Annotated in this window: 22 protein-coding genes and 2 pseudogenes; 7 read left to right on the top strand and 17 right to left on the bottom strand. The window is 38.0% G+C overall.

Annotated features, from left to right (window positions below; all coding sequences use genetic code 11):
- Nucleotides 1-44: 44 nt before the first annotated feature.
- Entirely contained in the window at nt 45-1,325 is a 1,281-nt protein-coding gene (locus NSU19_RS06480; protein ID WP_094246128.1) for an RNA-guided endonuclease TnpB family protein, read from the bottom strand.
- Nucleotides 1,326-1,742, bottom strand: a complete 417-nt coding sequence (tnpA, locus tag NSU19_RS06475) for an IS200/IS605 family transposase (RefSeq protein ID WP_094246129.1) — start codon at nt 1,740-1,742, stop codon at nt 1,326-1,328.
- A gap of 255 nt (nt 1,743-1,997) precedes the next feature.
- Here tnpA and NSU19_RS06470 point away from each other — a divergent pair, with 255 nt between their 5' ends.
- Nucleotides 1,998-2,336: a thioredoxin family protein gene (locus NSU19_RS06470; RefSeq protein ID WP_144597540.1), complete on the top strand. Its 339-nt coding sequence runs from the start codon at nt 1,998-2,000 to the stop codon at nt 2,334-2,336.
- A 648-nt stretch (nt 2,337-2,984) separates the two neighbouring features.
- Here the strand turns inward: NSU19_RS06470 and NSU19_RS06465 are convergent.
- Both NSU19_RS06465 and glcD read right to left on the bottom strand, forming a co-directional pair.
- Nucleotides 2,985-4,301, bottom strand: coding sequence for a (Fe-S)-binding protein (locus tag NSU19_RS06465; protein ID WP_339195704.1), 1,317 nt, complete (start codon nt 4,299-4,301; stop codon nt 2,985-2,987).
- The gene (gene glcD, locus NSU19_RS06460) at nt 4,301-5,713 is read right to left on the bottom strand and encodes a glycolate oxidase subunit GlcD (RefSeq protein ID WP_063386437.1); all 1,413 of its coding nucleotides are present in this window, start codon (nt 5,711-5,713) and stop codon (nt 4,301-4,303) included. The genes NSU19_RS06465 and glcD overlap by 1 nt, the downstream gene beginning before the upstream one ends.
- A 134-nt stretch (nt 5,714-5,847) precedes the next feature.
- Between glcD and NSU19_RS06455 the strand changes: the two genes are divergently transcribed.
- The gene (locus NSU19_RS06455) at nt 5,848-6,978 is read left to right on the top strand and encodes a sugar diacid recognition domain-containing protein (protein ID WP_339194820.1); all 1,131 of its coding nucleotides are present in this window, start codon (nt 5,848-5,850) and stop codon (nt 6,976-6,978) included.
- Between the two features lie 397 nt (nt 6,979-7,375).
- Here NSU19_RS06455 and NSU19_RS06450 read toward each other — a convergent pair whose 3' ends face one another.
- From NSU19_RS06450 to NSU19_RS06435, 4 genes and pseudogenes are all read right to left on the bottom strand, one after another.
- Nucleotides 7,376-7,948, bottom strand: a complete 573-nt coding sequence (locus NSU19_RS06450; RefSeq protein ID WP_063386439.1) for a DJ-1/PfpI family protein — start codon at nt 7,946-7,948, stop codon at nt 7,376-7,378.
- 56 nt (nt 7,949-8,004) lie between these two features.
- Nucleotides 8,005-8,715 (bottom strand): iron-sulfur cluster assembly protein, encoded by a 711-nt coding sequence (locus NSU19_RS06445; RefSeq protein ID WP_339199341.1) that lies wholly within the window; start codon nt 8,713-8,715, stop codon nt 8,005-8,007.
- A gap of 52 nt (nt 8,716-8,767) precedes the next feature.
- Nucleotides 8,768-9,796, bottom strand: a complete 1,029-nt coding sequence (locus tag NSU19_RS06440; RefSeq protein ID WP_235600398.1) for an amidohydrolase family protein — start codon at nt 9,794-9,796, stop codon at nt 8,768-8,770.
- A gap of 266 nt (nt 9,797-10,062) precedes the next feature.
- Nucleotides 10,063-10,233: pseudogene (locus tag NSU19_RS06435) on the bottom strand (NAD(P)-binding domain-containing protein); the annotation flags it as partial.
- A 408-nt stretch (nt 10,234-10,641) separates the two neighbouring features.
- Between NSU19_RS06435 and NSU19_RS06430 the strand changes: the two are divergent.
- Entirely contained in the window at nt 10,642-11,841 is a 1,200-nt protein-coding gene (locus tag NSU19_RS06430; RefSeq protein WP_339199338.1) for a GTP-binding protein, read from the top strand.
- A gap of 20 nt (nt 11,842-11,861) precedes the next feature.
- Nucleotides 11,862-12,308: pseudogene (dcd, locus tag NSU19_RS06425) on the top strand (dCTP deaminase); the annotation flags it as partial.
- A 27-nt stretch (nt 12,309-12,335) separates the two neighbouring features.
- Here the strand turns inward: dcd and NSU19_RS06420 are convergent.
- From NSU19_RS06420 to NSU19_RS06380, 9 genes are all read right to left on the bottom strand, one after another.
- Nucleotides 12,336-12,488, bottom strand: a complete 153-nt coding sequence (locus NSU19_RS06420) for a hypothetical protein (protein ID WP_339199336.1) — start codon at nt 12,486-12,488, stop codon at nt 12,336-12,338.
- Nucleotides 12,489-12,535: 47 nt separating this feature from the next.
- Nucleotides 12,536-13,822, bottom strand: coding sequence for a CapA family protein (locus NSU19_RS06415; RefSeq protein WP_339199334.1), 1,287 nt, complete (start codon nt 13,820-13,822; stop codon nt 12,536-12,538).
- Nucleotides 13,823-13,837: 15 nt separating this feature from the next.
- Nucleotides 13,838-15,238, bottom strand: coding sequence for an allantoinase AllB (gene allB, locus NSU19_RS06410; protein WP_339199332.1), 1,401 nt, complete (start codon nt 15,236-15,238; stop codon nt 13,838-13,840).
- A gap of 18 nt (nt 15,239-15,256) precedes the next feature.
- On the bottom strand, nt 15,257-16,180 hold the full coding sequence (locus NSU19_RS06405; protein ID WP_339199330.1) for a dihydroorotate dehydrogenase: 924 nt from the start codon (nt 16,178-16,180) through the stop codon (nt 15,257-15,259).
- Entirely contained in the window at nt 16,177-16,962 is a 786-nt protein-coding gene (locus NSU19_RS06400; RefSeq protein ID WP_339199328.1) for a dihydroorotate dehydrogenase electron transfer subunit, read from the bottom strand. Before NSU19_RS06400 ends, NSU19_RS06405 begins: the two co-directional genes overlap by 4 nt.
- On the bottom strand, nt 16,944-18,212 hold the full coding sequence (locus NSU19_RS06395; protein WP_339199326.1) for a M20 family metallo-hydrolase: 1,269 nt from the start codon (nt 18,210-18,212) through the stop codon (nt 16,944-16,946). Before NSU19_RS06395 ends, NSU19_RS06400 begins: the two co-directional genes overlap by 19 nt.
- Nucleotides 18,213-18,304: 92 nt before the next feature.
- Entirely contained in the window at nt 18,305-19,078 is a 774-nt protein-coding gene (locus tag NSU19_RS06390; protein WP_339199323.1) for an IclR family transcriptional regulator, read from the bottom strand.
- 46 nt (nt 19,079-19,124) lie between these two features.
- Complete coding sequence (locus NSU19_RS06385) at nt 19,125-20,378, bottom strand: MFS transporter (protein ID WP_339199321.1); 1,254 nt, start codon at nt 20,376-20,378, stop codon at nt 19,125-19,127.
- A gap of 357 nt (nt 20,379-20,735) precedes the next feature.
- Complete coding sequence (locus NSU19_RS06380; protein WP_339199319.1) at nt 20,736-21,539, bottom strand: transposase; 804 nt, start codon at nt 21,537-21,539, stop codon at nt 20,736-20,738.
- 215 nt (nt 21,540-21,754) lie between these two features.
- Between NSU19_RS06380 and NSU19_RS06375 the strand changes: the two genes are divergently transcribed.
- Genes NSU19_RS06375 through bioA form a run of 3 tightly spaced genes read left to right on the top strand, consistent with a single transcriptional unit; the run spans nt 21,755 to nt 24,403 of the window.
- Nucleotides 21,755-22,318, top strand: a complete 564-nt coding sequence (locus NSU19_RS06375; protein WP_339199317.1) for a biotin transporter BioY — start codon at nt 21,755-21,757, stop codon at nt 22,316-22,318.
- Nucleotides 22,318-23,040, top strand: coding sequence for a dethiobiotin synthase (bioD, locus tag NSU19_RS06370; protein ID WP_339199315.1), 723 nt, complete (start codon nt 22,318-22,320; stop codon nt 23,038-23,040). The genes NSU19_RS06375 and bioD overlap by 1 nt, the downstream gene beginning before the upstream one ends.
- Nucleotides 23,030-24,403: an adenosylmethionine--8-amino-7-oxononanoate transaminase gene (gene bioA / locus NSU19_RS06365; RefSeq protein ID WP_339199313.1), complete on the top strand. Its 1,374-nt coding sequence runs from the start codon at nt 23,030-23,032 to the stop codon at nt 24,401-24,403. Before bioD ends, bioA begins: the two co-directional genes overlap by 11 nt.
- The last annotated feature ends 185 nt before the right edge of the window (nt 24,404-24,588 follow it).

Below are 24,588 nucleotides of genomic sequence, written 5' to 3'. Positions count from 1 at the left end.
TAACGATGTGAACTACTCGTCATTGAAATGACGAGCTTCCTGTTCTACGCAACGAACTGTTGTCCGTTAAACGTATACACAGTCGGCGTGTCCAACACCACTACTGATTGAGATAAAGCCTTAATCTCTTTCAGATACTTTTTGCTGATATTGATAGCACCATTCACATCCGCATTGATGGTTGTATGACAGTCGTTACATACATATAACCCTCGATGAATCCGATTACTCGGCTTTGCGTTTTCTTCACAAGGGAACATTTGGCATACTGAACATGCTTGAGAGGTGTATTCTTCGGTTAATAAACGAACATCTATTCCTTGCTCCTGCGCTTTATACCGTATCATTTGAATGATTTTCGCATACGGAAAACCATGCAATTTTTGATTCGTTTTCTTGTTGAATTTCGCTTGTTCTCGTATACCTGTAATGTCACCAATCACAATCGTTTCGACTCCTTGTTGCAGAGCAATATCAATCACTTTTCTTGTCATACAATGCAACATGTGATGCACTTGTTTTCTTTTCTTTTGATAAAGTTGTAACACACGTCTGGAAGGTTTTGGGTATTGTATTCCTTTAGCACATTGTTGAGCGAAACCAATCGCTTGAAAATGGGCGATTTGTTTATGAAAGTAGCGTTCAACGGATAGCCATTGCCTTCCTGAAATGATGTGTGCTTTTCCTTGATAATCATAACAAGTCATCGCATTGGCAATCCCTAAGTCAATCGATAAAAATTTCGTGCTATTCTTTTGTTTCAATGGTACATCTTTGTATTCTTGAATCAGATAAATCGTATATTCTTTTCGACTGATGGGTTTCACTTCAATCAGTTTTATCTTTTCGATTTCGATATGTTTCGGAATCGGGATATAAAGATAACTTTCTTCCAATCCATACGTTTCTTTTAAAAAGGCTTTTTGAGCCTTTGGAATGGGTAAACGAATTTTGGTATTGTTCTCCACCAATTTGAAACTGTTATTTAGAAAACGGACATTAAAGTTTTGATGTTTGAATCGTGGTGGTTGTGGATTATCTATTCCATTGCTTTCCTTTAGTTTGAAAAAAGACACCCACGCTTCTTGCAAGACTTTTAAGACCTCTTGTGCTGATTGAGCAGGTAATTGTTTATACCAAAAATGTGTTTTTAATCGTTTTTTCTGTTCATACCAATTCGGGAACGGTACACCTTGTTCTTTCGACCAATTCCGTTTTTCATAGTTCCCCACATTCCATAACTTACGACTGGCATAACACAAGTGATATAAGATGATTTGATTGGTTCGATTCGCTTTATAGGTGAAATACGATACCTTTTTCATTTAGTCACCACCTTTCTTTTGGTTAGCAATATAGCGTTTTATGACATCCTCACTAATAGAGCCAACGGTTTCAATATAATAACTAGAGTTCCATAATACTCCTTTCCATAATTTTTGTTTGATTTCAGGAAATTGCAGAAAAATTTTTCTCCCTGAAATCCCTTTTAACATTTTGACAATATAAGAAGGTGCTATTTTTGGATGAGCTGATACAAATACATGAATATGATCTTGTTCACCCACCTCTACCATCTGCAACAGAAAACCTTTTTCTTCTGCAATCTCTTTAAAAATTTTCTTGAGATATAACTCAACCTCTTGTGTCAAAACCTTCTTTCGATATTTCACAGACCATACAATATGATAATTGACATTATAAACACAAGTTCTTGCGTGAATTAAATTTGTTTTCTTCATACATATAGTATATCAAAAATATACAAAAAAACCAATTATTTCAATCTTTAATAAACCACATATAGTCTTTATAAAATATAAAAAAAGCGATTCATCTCCCCTTTAAAAAGGGGAGGATTCTCGCTTGTCTATCCTAAAGCCCCTCCAAGTGAATCTCCTGCTTCTCAACGTGTGAAGCATCTGTTCAATTTCTTTATACCTTCCTATGGTATAATGAAGTAAGTTTTTTGATCATGAAAGGGGACGAAATGAATTTTGCAGACAAACCATGATTTATTTTCCATAGAAGATGTCGAGCAATTTATTAATAGTCATCATTTGGCATTTTTATATATATCCAAAACAAATTGCAGTGTTTGTCATGCTTTGCTGCCAAAGGTGGAAAAAGTGCTGGCTGAGTTTCCAAAGATTCAAATGGGCTTTATCAACGTCGATGATATTCCGAGCATAGCCGGTCACTTATCCATATTTACCGCACCTGTTTTAATTTTGTATGTCGATGGAAAAGAGGTTTTGCGAGAAGCGCGGTTTGTTCATGTTGAGCAGTTTAAGGAGAAAGTGAAGAAAATTTATTTTTTAGCGGAGCAATCGTAACTTGTTTGCGGGTGAAGGCACCTTTTGGCTGAGACGTTTCACAGAGGCGGAATGCTAACTAATGTATTCCATGAGCGGAGTCTTCTACACATAGGGGCTGTCTAATAAGTCGATTTTCCGGCTTATAGACGCCCCTTTAATATTTTAGAAACGTTGATATATCAATGCTTATGATGTTTCATTTTCAGTGGATTTTGACTTTCTGGACAGCCCCAAAAAATGTTCTTGTTCTAAAAGGGAATGAGCCTGCTTAAAGTTAGACTGGATCATCAAACGAAAGCAAACTTGCCAACGCCGCAAGAAAAATCTCCAATGATAAAAATGAGGTCTGGAATAAAAAGAGATGTTTAGTTTTTTCATGGAAAATCTAAATGTTTTGCCAACCGTAAAATCTATCTTGATGGCGGTTGAAATAACGGAATGCATGCGCGGTACATTCCGTTTCTTTTCTTCATTTTATGTTGAATTTAACTTAAAATCAGACACAGATGCTTCCGAAGGTCTGAGACACTTGAGTAGAAGCTACTTCAAACAAGTCCGCTTCTTAGAGAAAGTCCTCCCCCATAATCATCTGAACAAAAAACTGCAGCTTAGCAATTAAACATTCACATTAAGTTTCAAAATTACATCAAATATAGTGCTTGTTCGTTATTTCGCTGCTTCTAACAATAGATCCACAATATGAACAGCTTTTACATCCTTTAATCCTTCTCTTTCAATTCCTAGCTTCATTTGCATGAAACATCCTGGATTAGCTGTTACTATTGTAGTGGCTTTGGTTTTTTTCATTTTTTCCATTTTCTGATCTAAAATTTCCATGGATGTTTTCGGTTCGACAATGTTATAAATGCCTGCAGAGCCGCAGCAGCTATCGGCATTTTCCATTTCTGTGAATGTTACTCCTTTAATTGAACGAAGCAATTCTCTAGGAGCTTTTGACGTTTTCATGACGTTTCTCAGGTGACAGGAATCTTGATATGTGACGACTTGTTCAGGAAGTGAAAGGCGAAATTGTTTGTGAAAATCAAGCTCATATAAAATGGACGTAATGTCTTTTATTTTTGCAACAAATTTTTCAGCGCGCTCTGACCATTGCGGATCATCTTTTAATAAGTGATCATATTCAATCAAGAAAGCGCCGCAGCCACCTGCGTTTGTTATAATATAATCTACTTCGTTTTTTCCAAACGCTTCAATATTTTGTTTTGCTAATTCTTTCGCTAGTTCTTTTTCTCCGCTATGACCGTGCAAAGCTCCGCAGCATGCTTGTGTTTTAGGAATAACAATTTCACACCCGGCTTTTTGCAATAATTGAATGGTTGCATGATTTGTTTCGAGAAACAACGTGTCCATTAAACATCCGGAAAAGAAAGCAACAGTTGCTTTTTTCTCTCCTTTTGGCGGGAAATATTCAGATCGCTGTTTCAGTGTCTTTCTCTCAGGAACATCAGGTAATATTTTTTCCATTTCCCGGAGATGATATGGAAACAGTTTCATAAATCCTATTTTACGTGCCGCTTTTTGAAGTCCAGATTTTTGATAAAATCCAACTAAGCTAGTTATGTTGATTAAATTACTTTTTTTAGGAAATAGTTGTTTAAAAACTACATTTCGAACTGCCCGCGCAGGTAAAGAATGCTTTTTATTTTGGTTAATTATGTCTCTTGCTTCTTCTAATAAATGTCCATAATTCACACCCGATGGACAAACCGGCTCACACGCACGACATCCTAAACACAAGTTTAAAGACTTTTCAAATTCATCATCCGGTTGAAGGACCCCATCATAAACTGCCTTCATTAAGGCAATTCTTCCTCTTGGTGATTGGCTTTCTTTATATCCAGACACAATGTAAGTTGGGCAAGATGGCAAACAAAAACCGCATCTCATACAATTTAACAGCTCATCTTCGTCCATGCGTTCCTTGAAATCTCTTTGGATATTTTGCTTTTCTGATTCTGTCATCATTTTGAGATCACCACTCGTTTTCGTGTATCCTTTGCAAATAATTTCCCAGGATTCATAATATTGTTTGGATCCAATGCAGCTTTGATCGACTTCATCACATCGATGCCAGATTTTCCTAGCTTCCATTCTAAATAAGGCGCTTTCATGGCTCCTACTCCATGTTCTCCAGTAATTGTTCCTCCCAGTTCAATGGCCTTTGCAAATATTTCAGCAAAAGCTTTTTCCACCCGTTCCATCTCATCTTTCTTCCGAATATCTGTCGTGCAGGTAGGATGAAGGTTTCCGTCTCCCGCATGACCAAACGTGCATATTTTTACGTTATGTTTTGCGGCTATTTCATTAATGGCTTTGACCATTTTGGCAATTTCTGATCTTGGTACAGTCGCATCTTCTAAAATAGTAGTTGGTGCTAGTCTGGCTAAGGCGGACAAAGCGGTGCGTCTCGCTGTTCGTAAAGCTTCAGCTTCTTCTTCTGACTGGGCAATTTGTACAGATACGGCGTTTTCACTCCTGCATATTTCTTCCATGACCTTCATATCTTTACTCACATTTTCAGGCGTTCCATCTTGTTCAATCAGTAATACGGCTTGAACGTCTGTTGGCAGTCCGATTTGTGAATAGTCCTCCACTACTTTTAGCGTCGGCTGATCTAAAAACTCTAAAGTTGCCGGAATTACTTTATTGGCAATAATTTTCGATACGGAACGCGCAGCAGCTTCTAAATCTTGAAATAAAGCAAGCATTGTCTTTTTTGATTCAGGCAGTGGGATCAGCTTTAATGTCGCTTCTGTAATCACTCCTAACGTTCCTTCAGAACCTATAAATAAGCGTGTTAAATCATACCCTGCCACATCTTTCGCTAGCTTTCCTCCTGTTCGAACAATTTCCCCATTAGGAAGAACCGCCTCTAGCCCCAGCACATAATCACGAGTTACTCCATATTTCAGTCCTCTTAATCCTCCAGAATTTTCGTTAATATTTCCCCCAATTGTAGATATTTTCATTGAGCTTGGGTCTGGTGGATAAAACAAACCTTTTTGTTCCACCGCATGGATTAAATCAAGTGTGATAACTCCCGGTTGACATGTGACGGTTAAGTTTTCCTCATCGATCTCTAAAATTTTGTTCATATGTTTAAATAGAAGAACGATTCCTCCTTCAACAGGACAAGTGCCGGCGCATAAGTTCGTACCAGAGCCCCGCGGAACAATCGGTATTTTATTTTCATTACATAATTGCAATATTTTAGATACTTCCTCTGTATTTCTAGGCGAAACGACCGCATCCGGAATCGATTGAAAATTTGGAGTCGCATCATACGAATATACTAACCTTTCAACTTCCGAATCTTCAAAATTTTCTTCTCCTACAATATTTATGAATTCCCTCTTTATATCAGGAGCAATCATTCAAACCCCTCACTTTTATTCTTTTCGTTTTATTATAAAGAATGAGAGTCATATTATCTATGTATGATGATATAATTAACATACCAAAAATGCCTATTTTATTGTCTTTTTAACCAAAAGGGTGGTGATACGAGTTGCAATTATCCCCAAAGCTGGCTGCTAAAATTATTTCAGAGGTTCAGGACGTAGTCAAAGAGGATATTATATTAGTTGATATTAATGGGATCATCATATCCTCCACTGATGAGAGTCGGATCGGCTCTTTTCATGAAGGAGCTACGATTGTTATTAAGTCCAAACAAAAGCTTTACATTGATCAAATCAAAGCACAAGTGCTGAAAGGAGTCAAAGCAGGAATCAATATGCCCATTATGTTTCATAAGAAGGTAATTGGAGTGATCGGAATAACTGGCGAACCGAAACAAGTGGAGCCTTATGCGGACTTAATTAGAAGAATGACAGAGCTCATTATACAAGAAGCATATTATACTGAAAGAAACGAATGGGAAATAAGAGGAATAGAATCGTATCTTTATGAATGGATCAATGCTTCATCTGTGGATAAAGATTTTTTAGAGCGCGGGTTTATGTTAGGCATTCCTGTGTATGACACTCATGTTTGCACACTCATGGAATTGGAGATACACACATTAAATAATTACGATATTCATCGAATTCAAAAAGAAATTATAGAATTGTTTTATTCTATCTTCGGGAAAGAAAAACATTTTATTGTTCGATGGGGGCAAGAGCGCTTTTTAGTATTAAAAAAGATGGATGCTTCTTATAAACAAAATTATTTTTACAGTCAGTTAAACGATTTAAAAAAAAGATTCGAAAACAGATACAAAAGCACTTTAGCTATTGGCATAGGAAAAACAGCTTGCAAACACATGATCAATAAATCTTTTAAAGAAGCACAAAAAGCATTAAAGGTAGCGCGAAAAAATAAAGGCATTGTATTTTATGAGGATCTTATATTAGAAATCATCTTGGATGATATCCCAACAGAGATGCAAAAGGATTTTTTGAAGCGAACCATTCATATGATGGAAAAAGATCAAATTCTAATCGAAACGTTACAACACTATATGAACAATAATCAATCGATCAAAAGAACGGCAGAGGAAATGAATATCCATATTAATACACTGCACTACCGTTTAAATAAAATCGAAGAGCTGACAGGAATTAACCCAAAAACAACAGAAGGAATTGTCATATTTTATATATCGTTACTGTTATTAAATTCTTTAAACCGTTAAGTCCGTATAATTTGATCGAAACGGGAGTGAATGAAAAAAGACAATCGGCAAATGTTGTTCGGGGAGACGACCGGCAGGAAAACTTTGGGATTGCTGCCATACACCAAGCATTAATTCCATAGTGTCTTTCAATGGGCAATTTCCTTTTAGACAAGTAATTAAGAACTGCTCTAAATGTGGAGAACGTCTGGACACATGTTTGACATTCCAATGATTTTCTCTAACTGTCTCATTTGAACGTCACTCAAAATCATCCTCATTGGATTTCCTCCGCTTACATCTTGGATTCGATGATAAACGTATTTTTCCTGATGAAACAAAAAATCCCGAATATCGAACTTTTTTCAAGTATCCGATATTCGGGTTGCATTTTCAAATACATCAGCCCTTTTATGTTTTAAACAGCAGACTTTTCTCTTACATTCAACAATTTAAAGAATTCTCTCATGAATCCCGGTAAATCCGGCCAAGCGTGGCCCGATACAATGTTCCCATCCACATGAAGCATTTTTTCCACATAAGTAGCGCCTGCTGCTTCCACTTCTGGTCTACAAGCAGTGTAAGCTGTCATCTCTCTTCCTTTGATATATTCTCTTACAGTTGTTAAGACTAATTGTCCATGACAGATCACCCCAAGAGGTTTATTTTCTTTTAAAAAGTGAGCAGCAATTTCCTGAACCTTTGGATTCATACGAATATATTCAGGCGCACGCCCTCCTGGTATAATTAATCCATCATAGTCGGCAGGATTAATCTCATCTACTGATGCATGAGATTCGATTTTATATGCCCATTTTTCTGTAAAAGTCTCCATTTCAGGAAGGAAATCATGGACAACCGTCTGGAGCTTCTTTTTAACAGGTGAGGCAATTGTACAATTAATATTTTCTTCAATACAACGATAATAAGGATAAAACACTTCTAATGCTTCAGCAGCATCGCCAGTAATAATAAGAACATTTTTACTCATCTTACATCACCTTTCCTTTTATTATGAAATTATTTGTACGCTGTAAAAATTATGAATCATTTTGCCAAACTGCCTTCATAAGCAGCAGACAAATTATATCGTGCCTCCAACAATCCCCGGCAATAATGCGCATTAAACTCCATGCTCAACCTTGTCAGCTTGGCGCCTTTCAAGTAATCTGAAAACTCTTCTTCAGTCAATGGCTTCCCTTCTGGAGTTGTTATGGCAAATGTACTTGAGTGATGGAATACTTTTTTCTTCTCCAAATATTTTTCTCTTAACAGCCTCCCCTCTTCAGGCAGGGACAGTTCATTCAGTTCTTGCAGAGATAAAGACGTAATTTCTTCCTTTGACATTCCTATTTTTAGTAGATATTTCATCAGTTTCTCTTGCCTTGCATAGTAGGCTTTTATATCAAAAGTTTTGCGCAATTCTTCAAGATCTCCGTCAGATACATTATGGAAGACTTCGCGAAACGATTTTCCTGCTGATGCTCCGTGATTAATTTCATCGGATGCGCAATGATCGAGTAAATGAACTTGAACCGTTTTTACCCATTCAATCTCAGATACATATTTCCTTATATCTTCAGCCATGATGTATGCAAAGTTAGGAGAACACCAATAAGTTGGAAGACGAATGACTACTTCAACATGATTGTCTTTAATTACAATATGGTCGATAAATCCCAACTCTGTTAACGGCTGATCAAGTTCAGGATCATACACTTTTTCAAGCATGCTATACACTTGCTTTTCTTTATCCATTACCTCGCTTTCACCTCCCTTTTAAGTTTTTTCATCAACTATTCTCTATTCGTCACGCTATCCGTTTGGATAATTGACAATTTTTTAATTTTTCTTTTTGTTTTTCGATATCAATGTTATATAATCTCGCTGCATTTCCTGCTAAAATCTTTTTCTTCACTTCCAAATCAAATGTAACTCCAGTCTCTTCTTGTATATCCTCTGGAAGCTCAAATTCAAGAAACTTTTCAATGATCCATTTCGGTTCCCATATAGCATAGTCACTTCCAAAAATGATTCGGTCTTCATCAAGCCAATACAACAATTCACTTATAATGTGAGCAAAATAACGAGGTCGATCATGAATTAAAGCAATGGCAACTGCCAAACCTGCATAGACATTTTTCTCTTGTGTAGCAATCCAGCAAAAATCTTCTAATCTTGGAAGCCCTACATGTTCGACAATAAAGTTCAGTTCAGGGAAACAGCTTGCTGCATCATCAACATCTGCTACGTCAAATGCATCCCGATTTAAAGGAGTGATCGTCGGCCCCTTATGAATGTGTATGTTTCTTATCCCCAGTTCTTGACATTTTTCAAGATATCTTTTTGACCAATCATCAGATAGTTTATAGCCCTTTGAATTACCATACCAATCAGCTGTATATAACTTGACCCCTTGCCAGTTGTATTTTTCTTTGTTTTCTTCTAATTTTTCTAAGCCTCGTTCGCCATGCCGGGGATCGAATGTTCCATTGCAAATAAAACGATTAGGGTACTTTTTTGAAAGCTCCTCATTTGCATCAAAATTACCAAAGCCATTTTTATAAAACTCTTTTAGAAAAACTGGCTGAAAAATCGCCATATCCACATATCCTTCCATAAACACGTCATTCACAAGTTTTTCTGGAGAATACTTTACAAACTCATCTTTCGGCCACCAATATTCTTTCGGACTTAGATTTTTGTGATAATCATAAAAACAACTAATAAATTGTTCTCCGTGGATATTCAATTGATTCTCCTTGCTTCCATCCCATAAGGCAATGTGTGCATCAATAATAAAAATTTCTTCACCATTAGATGCTTTAAACAATTTCATTCCCCCTCACATGAGATTAATTAAATAATTGAAAACGCTATCATTTTTCACGAATATTCATTGATGTTTATCAGGTAATAATACTTTATTTTCTTTTTATTCAGAAAATTTTAATCAAATTATACTTGGTTCATCCTCAATTTGATATATACACTTAAACAAAAAAACAACCATTTCTCCAGCAATTTTTTGGGTGATTAAACAAATTTTTTATAATCAAAAACAGACAGCGAAACAGCGTTTAAATCTAATGCACCAAATCCTTATCCTGTGAACGATGGCGTAATAAATCTCATCTCCTTCGGCCATTGCATAAACGATGACCCAATACGGTCACGCTCTAAAATTCCGAAATTTTTCATTCCTAATCGTTTTAATAATATCCCCATTCCAATCCCGACAGAACCCGCTCCTACGATTAGAATAAAAGGGTTCATCTCTTTTCCACTCTTTGATAATAGTAAAAACTATACCATCTAAAACGGAATTTGTGAATGGATAATCTTTTTTCCATTTATAAAAGCATTGTGCACATTGATTTCAAACTTCCAGAAATTGTTCATGATGTGTATTGTACGATTGTTTTGTAGAAGACCTTTCTCTGAAGTATTTTTTGGCAGCTATGGATGGATTGCACCAACCGTTCTGCTTTTATGTATATCGTTTAATATTCGGCTTGCGGCATTCTAAATCAATACTCCCACAGTTTATTTTGCATTTACGAAAAAAATATGTTTAAATATTATATAAATCGTAATGATTACGATTTATATAAATTGGTTTTCAATTATCTCGAACCAATCTGAGGTCAAAGAAAAACTTTAATTGTTGAAAGGAAGATGACAATGAATAAAAAAATACCTGTGACCGTTTTAAGCGGCTACTTAGGAGCAGGGAAAACTACCATTCTGAATCATATTTTACAAAATCGCCAAGGGCTCAAGGTAGCCGTTATTGTGAACGATATGAGCGAGGTCAATATTGATGCTGAATTAGTCAAACAAGGCGGAGAGCTTTCAAGAACTGAGGAGAAGCTAGTCGAAATGTCAAACGGATGTATTTGCTGTACATTAAGGGAAGATCTATTAATCGAAGTAGAAAGGCTCGCTAAACAAGGACATATCGATTATATCATTATTGAATCGACTGGAATTAGTGAGCCAATCCCAGTTGCTCAGACTTTTTCATATATTGATGAAGAACTAGGAATCGATCTGACGCGCTTTTGTCGATTGGATACGATGGTGACGGTTGTAGATGCCAATCGATTCTGGAAGGATTACCAGTCAGGTGATCGGCTATTAGATAGAAAGCAAGCGTTAAGTGAAGACGATACTCGTGAAATCGCAGACCTTCTTATTGACCAAATTGAATTTTGCGATGTGCTCATCTTGAATAAGTGTGACTTGGTGTCTGAAGAAGAATTGGCAAAGCTGGAAAAGGTATTAAAAACATTGCAGCCAAAAGCGAAACTTATTCGTACTGTCAAAGGTGAGATTGATCCTCGAGAGATTTTAAACACTGGACTATTCAATTTTGAGGAAGCAAGCTCTTCAGCTGGATGGATCAAGGAGTTAGAGCAAGGGCATGATCAGCATACACCGGAAACTGAAGAATATGGAATTTCTTCCTTTGTTTATTCAAGACGTTTGCCTTTCCATTCCGAGCGCTTTTACAATTGGCTTCACTCCATGCCCGAAAATATTGTAAGGGCAAAGGGAATTACATGGTGCGCAACTAGAAATAACCTTGCCCTTTTGATGTCACAGGCAGGACCTTCTGTTAGTATTGAACCGATCTCTTATTGGGTCGCTTCTTTACCGAAAGAAGAGCAGCAGCAAATTTTAAAGGAAAACCCTCATTTGCTGGACGAGTGGGATGATCAGTTCGGAGATCGGCAAACAGAATTAGTATTTATTGGAATAGATTTACGCCCTGAAGAAATCATAAAGGAATTGGATAAATGTTTACTAACCGACGCTGAGTTTGATCAAGACTGGTCTACTCTTCCAGATCCATTCCCTTGGAATTTACAAAAAGTGTAACTGGAGGAAGGAAAGAAGGAATGATTTTATCTGGAAAAACTATTCTTGAGAAAATTCAACATAAAGAATTGGTCATTGATCCCTTAACAAAAGAGCAAATTCAACCTGCTTCAGTAGATTTGCGCCTTGGAAATCATTTTCTTGTGATGGATGAGCACGCCAATGCTCATCTATCATTAGAGGCGAAAGCGAAATATAAAGAAGTAGTGGCTGAAAACGAGAAAATTGTCATTCCCCCCTTCTCTTTCTTGCTTGCGACTACTATAGAAACCATCGAGCTGCCGGAAAATCTTACTGCTTTCGTAGAAGGAAGAAGCTCGATCGGCCGCTTAGGGCTATTTATTCAAAATGCCGGTTGGGTTGACCCGGGATTTAAAGGACAAATCACGTTGGAACTGTTTAACGCGAATCGCCTACCGATTGAATTAACGATAGGAAGAAGAATTTGTCAGATTATCATTTCTAAATGAAGATTAACCAACTGCAAATGTTGATCACGCTGACACAAAAATTTGGGCAAAACTGGCCGAAGCAGAGAGCCAACTTTGAATAAAATGATCATCAGCTGGTTGATCACGATACTCATAATAATAATTAATAAGGTCAAATAATTGTGATAAAACTTTCACTTTTTCTACCTTATCCATTTTATTCACCCTTTATATATTTCTTACTCAGGAAATTACAAAAACATTTAATTTAACATTACTTTGGCTGTTCCATCTTTAATGTCAAATTTGGTTCCATATTGTTTCGATAATATTTCCAACCTTTTCAATATTTCGATATTATCCGATAATTTAGGCCAGCCTCTTCGATATCGTTTTAATCCATATCCTAATTCTATTGGATAAAAAGTTAAACTTGTAAGAGCACCTTCCTTCATTTCCCAAAAGGCAACCACAGATTCCCATACTGCCTTATTAACCCCAAGACCTTTTGTATTATTGTTGCTTCGTTTATCAAGTGCATCCGCCACAGTAGCCGTCAATGGTAAATCATATTGTTCATAGAAATCGCTAGGCAATTTCTGCACAGAATCGTTTTGAAAAATAAAATTCCCTAAACTGTAAAAAATCGGTCTGTTTTTATAAATTTCTACGCCTCTAAGAATATGGGGGCCATGGCCAATCACTGCATGAGCACCTTCATCGATACAATGACGGGCAAAGGCTTCCAGAAAATCAGGCGCCTGATCTTTGCGATCCTTATTCATTTCATGGCAATGAATACTAATGATGACGTAATCAGCCTGGCGCTTTCCTTCGTGAATGGCTTTTGTTATTCTCTTTAAATCCTTTTCATAGGGAACTCTAACCATTCCTTCTTTGTCGCCTATGCAAAATGTATATTCCCCAAATTTAAACTGATCATTTTCAGCAGAAAACCCCTCTTTAATTGCCAGATCATTTTCCGCATTCATTCCCGTAACATCAGCAATTTCCCTGAGAACCTTCATATGTTCCGGTTTTACATAATACGTAGTCTTGTAGCGAAGCGGATTGACCCCAGGACGTCCTTTCATATCAGAGCGTTGTTCACCAGCCCGCCAAAAATCATGGAACGTGGAAGTGGCTCCAATTATAGCTACTCTTCCTGACTCGCAGTCTAAATATTTAGGGGAACTTGCAGCAGCCAAATTTTCTCCTGCACCTGCATGTACGATATTAGATGCATTCAAATATCGTTCCGTTGCACTCAAACCGCCGTATAAATAATCAAGCGTATGGTTATTGGCCCATGTCATACAATTAAATGTATACTTTTTTAAGTCATCCAGCCGTTCCGGATCGGCCATAGCCCACGTACCACCGCTTAGCGCAGAAGGATACCCTTCGTTATGGTGAAGGGTAACTTCTAAATTTGTAAAACGAAATTCCGCTCTCCCAATCAATTCAGCAAGATGACGATCATAATCTTTCTTAGACAACCTTCTTGTTAAAAAACTGTCTCCTGTCGCAACAAAACTCATACCTGTCATTCGCCAATCTCCTTATCAGTTTGATGCATTTGGTGCAATGAATTTTCCTGTTGGCGGGCCAATTATTTCGCCATCCCTCATAACAATCGTACCTCCTACAATTGTCTGTTCGGGAACCCCTTTCACTTTAAACCCATCAAAAGCGGTAACTTTACTCTTGCTATGGAGCTCATTGCGTTTAATTGTATGTTCTTTATTCATGTCAACAATCGTGATATCCGCATCGGCGCCTATACGAATAACACCTTTATTAGGATATAAATTAAATAATTTTGCCGGCCCTTCCGAAAGAAGGTGGACAATATCATGGATTGAAATTTTTCCTTCGTTGACTGCATTTAACATTAGCGGAGCCATTGTTTCAACTCCACACATACCTGCCGGGATTGACCATAAATCTCCTGCTTTTTCTTCTTCAGTGTGTGGAGCGTGATCAGAACAAACATGAGAAATGGTCCCATCTTGCAACGCATCCCAAAGGGCTTCTTGGTCTTTTTTATATTTAATCGGAGGATAAACTTTCATCTGTGGCCCTATATGATCATAATCTTCTGCTGATAAAAACAAATAATGCGGGCATGTTTCTGCGGTAATTGGATAGCCTTCTTTTTGCGCCTGGCGAACTAATTCTATCCCTTCGGCAGTACTAACATGCAATATATGGAGTCGCGCCCCGGTTTTTTTTGCCATAGCTATCCCCGATTGTATTGTCAATTCTTCGGCAAGACTGGGTCTGCCTTCGAGCAGATCCATGTAAGTGCGTCCATTCCGATCCTCAACTTTTTGTGTCAGCCGCTGGATGAGATCATGATTTTCCGCATGAATCGCAAATATTTGCCCGGTTTTTGCCACTTCCTGAAACATTTCATATATTTCACCGTCTGCAAATGGCGGGATTACATCTTTCATCCCCGGTTTATAGTTATATATCAATTGGAATGTTTCCGAATGTACAGCATATCCCCAGAAAAATTTAAAACCAATGACACCAGCATGGTGAAGCTTTTCGTATTCTTTCATATTTAAATGCCCAAGACAAATTCCCCAAACGCCAAAGTTAACAAAAGCTTTACTTTTCAAATTTGCAACCTGTTTCCGAAAATTTTCCACATTATTTACCGGCGGATTCGTATTTGGCATTTCAAAAACAGTCGTAACACCTCCGGCTGCGGCAGCTTGAGTAGAATGGTAAAAATCCTCTTTATAGGTAGCACCGGGATCCCTCGAATGCACATGGGTATCAATAAAACCAGGAAATACAAATTTTCCGTTTGCATCCACGACTTCCCCTACATCGCTCCGCAATTCATCGTTTGTGATAGCGGCAATTTTTCCATTTTTTATATAAATATTGCCTTTATAAGCATCTTCTGGGGTCACAATCGTTCCATTTTTTATTAGTAAATCGAACTCCATTGATTCCATCACCCCTTGTTATTGATTTATTACTACTTGTCCGATGATTTCACGAATATCTTTTATTTGATATTGCTCCATATATGATTCAATTTCTTTCAATATTCTGATCATCGCATCAGGTTGAATGAAATTTGCCGTTCCGACTTGAACAGCAGTTGCCCCAGCTAACATCATTTCAATGGCATCTTCTCCTGACATAACTCCGCCACATCCAATAATCGGAATGTGAACGACTTGGGAAACTTGATAAATTAGTCTGACAATGATCGGTTTCGTTGCGGGTCCAGACAGCCCGCCCATAATGTTCCCAATCTTCGGCTTTCTCGTATGAACATCAATGGACATCGCCAAAAAAGTGTTAGCGACATTTAAACAATCGCTCCCAGCTTCTTCAGCCGCTACAGCTATTTCTTGTATGTTTGTTACATTGGGCGTAAGCTTTGTAATGATTGGTTTTTCCGTTACAGCACGAACCTTCTTTACAAGGTTAAACGTGATGTCTGCATCCATACCGAATGCAAGGCCGTTTCCTTTTAAATTAGGGCAGGAAATATTTAATTCTATTGCATCCACATCATTGCTTTTTGTTACAATTTCAGCCAGTTTGGCAAATTCATCAATGGAATCAGCTGATAAGCTGGAAATGAGGGGTGAGTCATATTTTGAATAAGAAGGGACGGAGTTTTCCAAATAATACTCTATCCCTTTACTTGGGATCCCAATGGAGTTTATCATTCCAGCCGGTGTTTCACACACGCGTGGAGCTGAATTTCCAGCACGCGGAAACATCGTAATGCTTTTAAGAACAATCGCACCTAAGCGATTAAAATCAATCACCTTTTCCATCTCAGGGCCGAATGTACCTGAAGCTGGCATAACCGGATTTTTCAAAACTAATCCACCAATATCTACACTCATATTCACTGCCGCATTTTTCATTGTAGGATCACCTGTTCTAAAGGAAATACAGGACCGTCAACACAAACTCGGGCACTTTTCGCTTCATGGCCATCATGTATATGACAAAGACATGCAAAACAAACTCCCATTGCACATCCCATATTTTCTTCGAGAGCAATTTCTCCCCACAATCCTTCCCTTTTTCCGATACTTTGCATTAATCGAGCTAATCTTTTTGAACCGCATGTATAAAGAGCATGAATGTCATTTTCAATAAGAAGTTGATTGATTAATTCCTTAACGTTGTGCAAATCGCTTGTTCCTTCTTCATCAGTCACTTTATACACTTGAACGCCAAAACTGGTTAAATAATCAGCAGCCAAGAGATCATTTCGGCATCTGGCGCTTAGTATTGCAATGACTTTTTTGTTTTTGCCGACAGCTTTATAAGCTAATGCCGCCAATGTCGCAATGCCAACACCTCTGGCAAGAAGGAGGATATTGGAATCGGATTCTTTTAAATGAAATCCGGTTCCAAGCGGGCCAAATATATCAATTTTTTCTCCAGCCTTCAGCTCAGTCATTTTCTTTGTTCCCAAACCTTTTACTAAATAAAGAAATTCAAGAGTATTGCGATCCGAATCGATTCGGTATACACTAAACGGCCGTCTCAGGAATGGATAGATACTATTACTGCAAAGAAAATGAAAGAACTGGCCGGGTTCCACATTCTCTTTTATATCACTTGCATCAACAATCATATGCCAATAGCGTTCACTTACTTTTTCATTTGAGAGGATTCTCACTTGGTGCGACTCCATACTGAATCTCCTTTCTTGCTTAAAGTTATCGCGCTGGTTAAGACCGCTTGCTCTAAAAGTGCTATTCCAGCTGCAATATCCTCTTGTTTCGTGTATTCATCAGGATGATGGCTCAAACCATCGACTGACGGGACAAAAATTAAGGCAGTAGGCCAGCGTTTTGCCATATTCATTGAGTCATGGCCAGCTCCACTTGCCATAAACATATAACTCAATCCTTGCTCCTCGCAGATTGAAGCAATCGTTTTAGCGATGCCTTGATCCATCATGACCGGTTCTTCTTCAATCATCCAATCTATCTTGATCACAACTCCCCGCTTGTTCTGCAGGAATGCTATCTCTTCTTGAATTTTTTTGAAAACCCGATTACGAGATTCAATGTCAGTACTTCGAATGTCAATCTTTAATTCCGCTAATCCCGGAATCACATTCATGGCGCAAGGATGAACATCCAACACTCCCACCGTTGCCACTGTTTCAAAATCGCTTTCAGCAAATGCCGCTTCTTCCACAGCTAAAGATAATTCGGCAGCAGCCAATAAAGCGTCTTTGCGATGCCCCATCGCCGTTGTCCCGGAATGGGAACTTTTCCCTTCAATACTTACGGCTAATCGCAATGGAGCTGCAATGCCAGTAACAATTCCTATTCTTTTTCCGCTTTCGATTAGCTTGGCGCCTTGTTCGATATGAAGTTCAAAAAACGCCTTTAATTCTCTTTCTGTTCTTTCCGCCATATGGTAGTTTTCGAGGTGTAAATTTTGCTTTTGAAATGCATGTGCTAAGGAAATGCCATCATGATCTTTCAACTGTTTAAGGGTTTCGAGGTTTAAGCTGCCGATCATCGCTTTGCTGCCTAATGTTGAAAAATTAAATCGGGATGATTCTTCACAAGCAAAACATATCAATTCAATTGGATGAAGCGTCGTGATCCCTTGTTCCACAATGCTCCTAACAATTTCAAGTCCTGCAACAACACCCAGCACACCGTCAAACTTGCCCCCATTGTAAACAGTATCTAAGTGGGAACCAACAGCTACAGCAGGCAATGTATGATCCAATCCTTCATAACGGGCGATCATATTGCCAACCGGGTCGACGCTTATTTTCATCCCTAAATTCCGACATTGCTCCAATAAATAGAATTTGGCCTGTTGTTCTTCATCTGAATAAGCTAATCTTGATATACCGCAATCCGTCTTTCCAAACTCGTTGATTTTTTCTAATGTTTGCATAACCCTGGAAATTTTCAAAAAACCACCTCATATCTGTCCCCCAATGTTTCAGATAATTCCATTGTTTTTCCCACCCCTCTTTTCCTACTTGTTTTTGCTATTCTTTTTCTCTAGATCCGATTGGAACTTAATAGATTCATAGATATTAAATGCTCGCTTGCCTGTTCGGAAATGTTTTTCAGTTCCTTGATGAATTGCATTCGGTTTTCTTGAATATATTGGCATTCCCCGACCAAGCTAAGACTTATGGCCGTTTTATGATTTTCATGAAAAAGCGGTACGGACATAGCATAAACACCTACTTCCAATTCTTGATTGCAAAAAGCAATACCGTCCTGGCGAATTTCGGATAATTCCCTTTTTATCAATTCAATATCCTGCTTTGTGTATTCGGTGTACTTCATTAAATCTTCTTTTTGCAGAAGGCCATCTACTAAATTAGGAGGCTGGTAAGCCAGTATTGCTTTTGCCGCTGACGTACAGTGCAGCGGCATTCTCTGGCCGAGATGGACAAAATATTTATGGCGTACATCTGATGGTTGATGTGTATAGGTACAATAGACTTGATTGGATTGGAATCTGCAAATATAAGAATATAGGTTGGTTTTATTGCCAATTTCATTGCAATACTGAGTTAACAAGCCTGTTGGATCTTGGTTGCGAAGAAATTCGCTACCCCATAACATTGATTTTGGCCCCAGCATATATCGTTTCGTAACAGCGTCCTGGGTAAGCAGTTTATGTTCAACCATGTTTTTTAACATCCGATGAAGAGTTCCCTTACTTATAAGGGTTTGCTTGGATAATTCCGTTATACCAATACCTTCTACCGATTTTTCACTGATTATGTCCATGACCGATATCATTCGATCTAACCATTCCATAAACATTAACCCCTTTTTACTAAATAAATAACGGAAACCGATCCGACTACTTCAATTCTGTTCCTTTCGTTTCAGGGATTAAAAAGATAAAACTTAACGCTGAGATTATATACGTAAGAGAAATTAGCCCTAAAGCAAAGCTTAAGGAGTAATTTAATGACAGATAACCGATAATCCATGGCGCAAATCCGGCAAATCCCCGGCCGATGTTAAAAATGACATTTTCAGCTGTCGATCTTGCTTCGGTTGAATAATGTTCGGCAAGCAGAGCGCCATATCCGCCCATCATGCCGTTTACAAAAAATCCGAGCACTCCTCCCAAGAGCAGAAGAATCGTTGTAGAAGTTTGATGAAAATAAATCCAAACAATTGTCGCAGCTGAAAATAAATAAATGATATAGGACGGTCTGCGCCCGATTTTATCTGCCAAAATGCCAAATGTAATAATGCCGATAATCATGCCAATAATAGTGACTACTGTCCAAACGGTCGTTTTGTTAAAAGAGTAACCCATTTCAGTAGCGAGCATGGTCGGCATCCAGGTCATGATTCCATAAAAACCAAAGTTCTGAACAGTCGTCGCGATGATAAGGCCAATCGTAGTTTTTGTTTGTTTAGCAGAAGAAAAAAGTTGTCCAATCGCAATTTTATTTTTATTTTCCTTTTTTAAAACCTTCCAAATTTCCGGTTCTTCTAGATTTTTACGAGACCAGAATGCTAACAATGAAGGCAATACCCCTGCCAAAAAGACACCTTGCCAACCAAATTCAGGTGCGATAAATAACACGGCTAGTGTAGCCAGAACGGTTCCAAACTGAAAACCGACTGCAACAATCGATGTTGCTCTTGAACGATATTTTTTATGCCAGCTCTCGCTGACAATGGTCATGCCAATACCGAACTCTCCGCCAAGACCAAGCCCGGCCATAAAACGGAAAAATGCAAAGGCCTGCTCGTTAGGCGCAACAGCACAAAGACCAGTGAAAACCGAAAAAATTAAGATAGTCCATGAAAAAACCTTAACTCGGCCAAACTTATCTGCCAAAGTGCCGAAAAAGATCCCCCCCAGTACCGATCCGAGCAGAGTGATGGTAGAGAGAGCGCCGCCTTCAGCTTGATTCAGCCCATAGAAGGCCATGATCAGAGGCAATGTATATGCAAGGATCATCATATCCAGTCCGTCCATTGCATAGCCAATTGTGGATGCCCACAATGTTTTCCACTGATACTTTGTAATCTTAGGTTTGCTCTCTATACCTATTTGTTCCGATAAATTTTTGTTCATTTCCAATTGTTCCATCACATTCCCTCCTCACAATTTGAACCTCTTTATTTCATTACTCATTTTGTTCCGCTAAGAGGAACATCGTTCTATTTTAGAGTAAAAAATAATAGGTCTTGAATATGTAAATTAATATACTCTCTTGTTAATTTTTTTGTAATATTAATGTAATAAAATCTTACATACTTTTTTAACATTGCGAAGAGAAAGGGCAGTATCGGCAAGTTGGAAGGAATCAAGCTGACGAAGGAGCTACTCTAGATTGAGTATCAATCTCGCTAACTTATTACCGGAATTGTGTGAACATCACAGAATATGGTGATGAGACAAAATTATTAGGTTAAAAAAGATTTTGAAATTAGATTTTCTTCTGTTTTATAGGGGTGCTACACTAAGAAAGGGACTGTCCGATAAGTCCCTAAAATGAAGCAAGTGGAGAAAAACAATTCGTTTCTCTCCACTTGCTTTTATATTTTTTCGATTTTTATCTGAAAGTAGCTGGCGGATGCCGGCTACTTTCAGGAAGTTGTGGGCTAATGCCACAATCCCAAACTCAACATGTACCTTGTCGAGGCCCCGCAAAGAAAATCTGCGGAACGACCGATTGCCCTTGATGTGACCGAACACACTTTCTGCCTCGACTTTGCGTCGAGCGTAGATAGCGGCTTTCTCTTCACATTCAAGGGCTGTTTTGGCCTTTGCTTTCATTTCTTCGAAGATGGGATTCCAGTGAACTTGTCGGTTGCCTTTCGCTTTTGTGCATTTCGCTTTCAATGGGCAATCGGTACAATCTTCACATTCGTATATTTTGAAGCTTTGTTCATAGCCAGATGGATTCTTTTTGTTTTGGTATTTTTTAAACGTTACTCTCCTTCCATTCGGGCAAATAAAACAATCATCCTCTTCACAATAGGTCCAGTTTTTGGCATTTTTAATGTCTTTTTTGTATGTACGTGTTTGTTCTTTTACATAGCTCCCATAAGGAATTAGAAACTCAAACCGGGGCTCTTTCTCATCACCAACTGCATATACATAGTTTTCTTCACTACCATAGCCTGCATCCGCAATAACTGTTTGGGGCATCGGTAATGAAGTGGAGGCTAGCTTCTCCATATGTGGGATAAAGCAACGTGTTTGATCGGTGACTTGATTAATCTTCTTGTTTGAGATAGAATTCATGTATAGTCCTCCTTGGTATCCAAATTAGGGGTCAATTCATCCGATTGACACCCCCGAATCATACCAAGAGGGCTTTTTTTATTCAAGTCCCCGAAAAAACTTCTAACAGGAATGCTCCTTCTTCTTTAATATGTTAACCAAATAAAATTCTAGGTTGACATTTCTATCATTCTTCTTGCATAATAAATAACAAATATTGTATTAGGAGGAAAAGCATGAAAATCAAATCGATGGTGTTAATTGCTCTTTTTGCGGCGTTAACGGCGATCGGTGGGTTTATTAAAATCCCTATTCCATATGTCCCATTTACGCTGCAAATTGTATCTGTTTATTTAGCTGGGTGTTTGTTAGGCCCAAAACTCGGAATGTTAAGCCAGCTTGTTTACGTTTTGATTGGACTGGCAGGTGCGCCTGTTTTTGCGGAAGGAGGAGGTCCAAGTTACATTTTTAAACCTACATTTGGTTATTTACTAGGTTTTGTGTTAGGAGCATACGTCAATGGCTGGTTGATTAAGAGATTGCAATTGGTAAAAACATTTTCTATTTTCCTCGCTAATTTCGCCTGCCTTCTTGTAGTGTATCTTCTTGGCTGTCTTTGGTTATATGCAGCAATGAAATTTATTTTCGATAAGTCGTTAACGATTGCTCAAACATTATTATTTGGTTTTGTGATTCCTATACCGGGAGATATTTTCTTATGTATCCTATGTTCCATCATCGCAGCGCAGATTCTTCCACGGACGAACTTTTTGATTCATAAACAAGGAGTTGCATCTTAATGGGAAAAGCGATTTTTATCACAGGGACCGGAACAGAAATTGGCAAAACGATTGTCACTTCCATTCTATTTCTGGTATTGAAAGAAATGGGAGTGAAAACAAAAATATTTAAACCCATTCAAACAGGTGTAGTAGAAGAGAGCGATTCTTTTGCCGATCAATATTGGTATGAAGAAGTGATTGGAGAAGAAAAAGGCTCTACGGGGATGTATTATATGGAGCCTGCTGTTTCCCCTCATTTAGCTTCAGAGATCACAAATACTACGATTCTGCCAAATGAAATAAAAAATAAAATTTTAGAATTAAAAAATCAATACGATGTTGTTCTAGTAGAAGGAGCAGGCGGACTCGCGGTTCCGCTCATTGAACATTCTAATGGATTTTATATGACAAAAGATTTAATTCAAGAATGTGAATTGCCAACAATTCTCGTGTCTCTGGCTGGATTAGGGGCTATACACCATACACTCACAACTGTAAATTATGCCGAAAAGCACGACATTAAAATCCTCGGGCTTATATTTAACCATTTTGACCAATACAATATGATTCATGTTGATAATGTACGGACTATACATAAGATGTTGAATCTTCCAATTATCACTAAATTGCCAACAATGGACTCGTTGTCTAAAGACAGTCTTACTCAATTAGCCAAAACATTGATATCCAAGCAAGAACTTAAGAATGTATTGTCAGGGGGATTAGAAATTGAAGTATAGCTACGAACAGTTAGAACAACTTGATAAACAATATGTATGGCATCCTTTTACCCAAATGAAGTCTTATATCGAAGAAAAGCCGCTCATCATTGAAAGAGGAAAGGGAAGCTACCTTTATGATGTCGAAGGAAAAAAATATTTAGACGGTTATGCATCTTTATGGGTAAATGTTCACGGACACAGTGATCCTGAAATAAACGAAGTGCTTTATGAACAAATTGAAAAAATCTCTCATTCTACGCTTTTAGGGTCCGCGAATGTTCCTTCCATTTTGTTAGCAAAAAAACTAGTGGAAATTTGGGGAGGAAATTTATCAAAAGTATTTTATTCCGATACAGGGGCTGCTGCCGTTGAAATTGCACTGAAGATGGCATACCAGTACTGGCAAAACATTGACCCTGTCCGCTACAAGGATAAAAACAAATTTATCTCATTAAAAGAAGCTTATCACGGGGATACCATTGGTGCTGTAAGTGTTGGCGGAATGGATTTATTCCATCGAATCTTTAGGCCGCTATTGTTTGAACGAATTGAAGTACCTTCCCCATATGTATATAGGATGGACGAATATGGCGATGAAAAGGAAATTGTGAATTATTGTTTAACAAGGCTTGAGGAAACGCTTGAACAGCATCATTCAGAAGTCGCGGGTATGATTGTCGAACCGCTCGTTCAAGGAGCGGCAGGTATCATTGTACATCCGAAAGGGTTTTTAAAAGGCGTTGAAAAGCTTTGCCGCAAATACAATATTTTGCTTATTTGCGATGAAGTGGCTGTTGGATTCGGCAGAACCGGAACATTATTTGCCTGCGAACAAGAAGATGTCCAGCCTGATATTGTTTGCTTAGCCAAAGGCATCACAGGAGGATATTTACCGCTTGCGGCAACATTGACAACAGAAGAAATTTATTCTGCATTTTTAGGAGATGTTCATGAAAATAAAACATTTTTCCATGGTCATACATATACGGGAAATCAATTATCTTGTTCTGTTGCGTTAAAAAATATTGAGTTGATCGAAAAGAGAAACTTAGTTTTGGATGTCCAACGAAAAGCTCATGCGTTGGCAGGTAAATTGCAAAAGCTTTATGAACTGCCGATCGTCGGTGATATTCGTCAAAAAGGACTCATGATTGGCATCGAAATCGTCAAGGATAAGAAAACAAAAGAAATATTCGACCGCTCGGAGCAGATTGAGCATAAAATTATTTTAGAAGCTAGAAAGCGCGGGCTCATTATCCGACCATTAGGTCCTGTCATCACGTTTATCCCTGTTTTGGCGATGACCGATGATGAGCTAAAGACCGCTGTTGATATTATTTTTGATTCGATTGCGGAAATGGTTAGCATCAAGCAGTTTTAAGATGAAGGTACTTTATCGTTGCAAGGGGATGTCTCATGTTTTGAGACATCCCCTTCTTACAATTAGTCAAGAGTTTTTAGTAAAACTATTTGTTTCAGTGGATTTATTTAGGGGTTATCCAGAAAGTCAAAATCCACTGAAAACGAAACATCATAAGCATTGATATATCAACGTTTCTAAAACAT

This window comes from Aeribacillus sp. FSL k6-2211 (genome assembly GCF_037966125.1).
Lineage (GTDB): Bacteria > Bacillota > Bacilli > Bacillales > Aeribacillaceae > Aeribacillus > Aeribacillus composti.
Note: the sequence above shows the minus strand (reverse complement) of the source record. Positions and strands in the feature narration are given on the sequence as shown.

Excerpts from the sequence above, each read along its gene's own strand:
- NSU19_RS06385 (WP_339199321.1), bottom strand. The coding sequence starts at position 20,378 with ATGGAACAATTGGAAATGAACAAAAATTTATCGGAACAAATAGGTATA.
- NSU19_RS06450 (WP_063386439.1), bottom strand. The coding sequence starts at position 7,948 with ATGAGTAAAAATGTTCTTATTATTACTGGCGATGCTGCTGAAGCATTA.
- glcD (WP_063386437.1), bottom strand. The coding sequence starts at position 5,713 with ATGATTGCTCCTGATATAAAGAGGGAATTCATAAATATTGTAGGAGAA.
- NSU19_RS06400 (WP_339199328.1), bottom strand. The coding sequence starts at position 16,962 with ATGGAGTCGCACCAAGTGAGAATCCTCTCAAATGAAAAAGTAAGTGAA.
- NSU19_RS06405 (WP_339199330.1), bottom strand. The coding sequence starts at position 16,180 with ATGAAAAATGCGGCAGTGAATATGAGTGTAGATATTGGTGGATTAGTT.
- tnpA (WP_094246129.1), bottom strand. The coding sequence starts at position 1,742 with ATGAAGAAAACAAATTTAATTCACGCAAGAACTTGTGTTTATAATGTC.
- NSU19_RS06465 (WP_339195704.1), bottom strand. The coding sequence starts at position 4,301 with ATGACAGAATCAGAAAAGCAAAATATCCAAAGAGATTTCAAGGAACGC.
- NSU19_RS06415 (WP_339199334.1), bottom strand. The coding sequence starts at position 13,822 with ATGACAGGTATGAGTTTTGTTGCGACAGGAGACAGTTTTTTAACAAGA.
- allB (WP_339199332.1), bottom strand. The coding sequence starts at position 15,238 with ATGGAGTTCGATTTACTAATAAAAAATGGAACGATTGTGACCCCAGAA.
- NSU19_RS06380 (WP_339199319.1), bottom strand. The coding sequence starts at position 21,539 with ATGAATTCTATCTCAAACAAGAAGATTAATCAAGTCACCGATCAAACA.
- bioD (WP_339199315.1), top strand. The coding sequence starts at position 22,318 with ATGGGAAAAGCGATTTTTATCACAGGGACCGGAACAGAAATTGGCAAA.
- NSU19_RS06390 (WP_339199323.1), bottom strand. The coding sequence starts at position 19,078 with ATGGAATGGTTAGATCGAATGATATCGGTCATGGACATAATCAGTGAA.
- NSU19_RS06445 (WP_339199341.1), bottom strand. The coding sequence starts at position 8,715 with ATGGATAAAGAAAAGCAAGTGTATAGCATGCTTGAAAAAGTGTATGAT.
- NSU19_RS06375 (WP_339199317.1), top strand. The coding sequence starts at position 21,755 with ATGAAAATCAAATCGATGGTGTTAATTGCTCTTTTTGCGGCGTTAACG.
- NSU19_RS06480 (WP_094246128.1), bottom strand. The coding sequence starts at position 1,325 with ATGAAAAAGGTATCGTATTTCACCTATAAAGCGAATCGAACCAATCAA.
- NSU19_RS06440 (WP_235600398.1), bottom strand. The coding sequence starts at position 9,796 with ATGAAATTGTTTAAAGCATCTAATGGTGAAGAAATTTTTATTATTGAT.
- NSU19_RS06430 (WP_339199338.1), top strand. The coding sequence starts at position 10,642 with ATGAATAAAAAAATACCTGTGACCGTTTTAAGCGGCTACTTAGGAGCA.
- NSU19_RS06420 (WP_339199336.1), bottom strand. The coding sequence starts at position 12,488 with ATGGATAAGGTAGAAAAAGTGAAAGTTTTATCACAATTATTTGACCTT.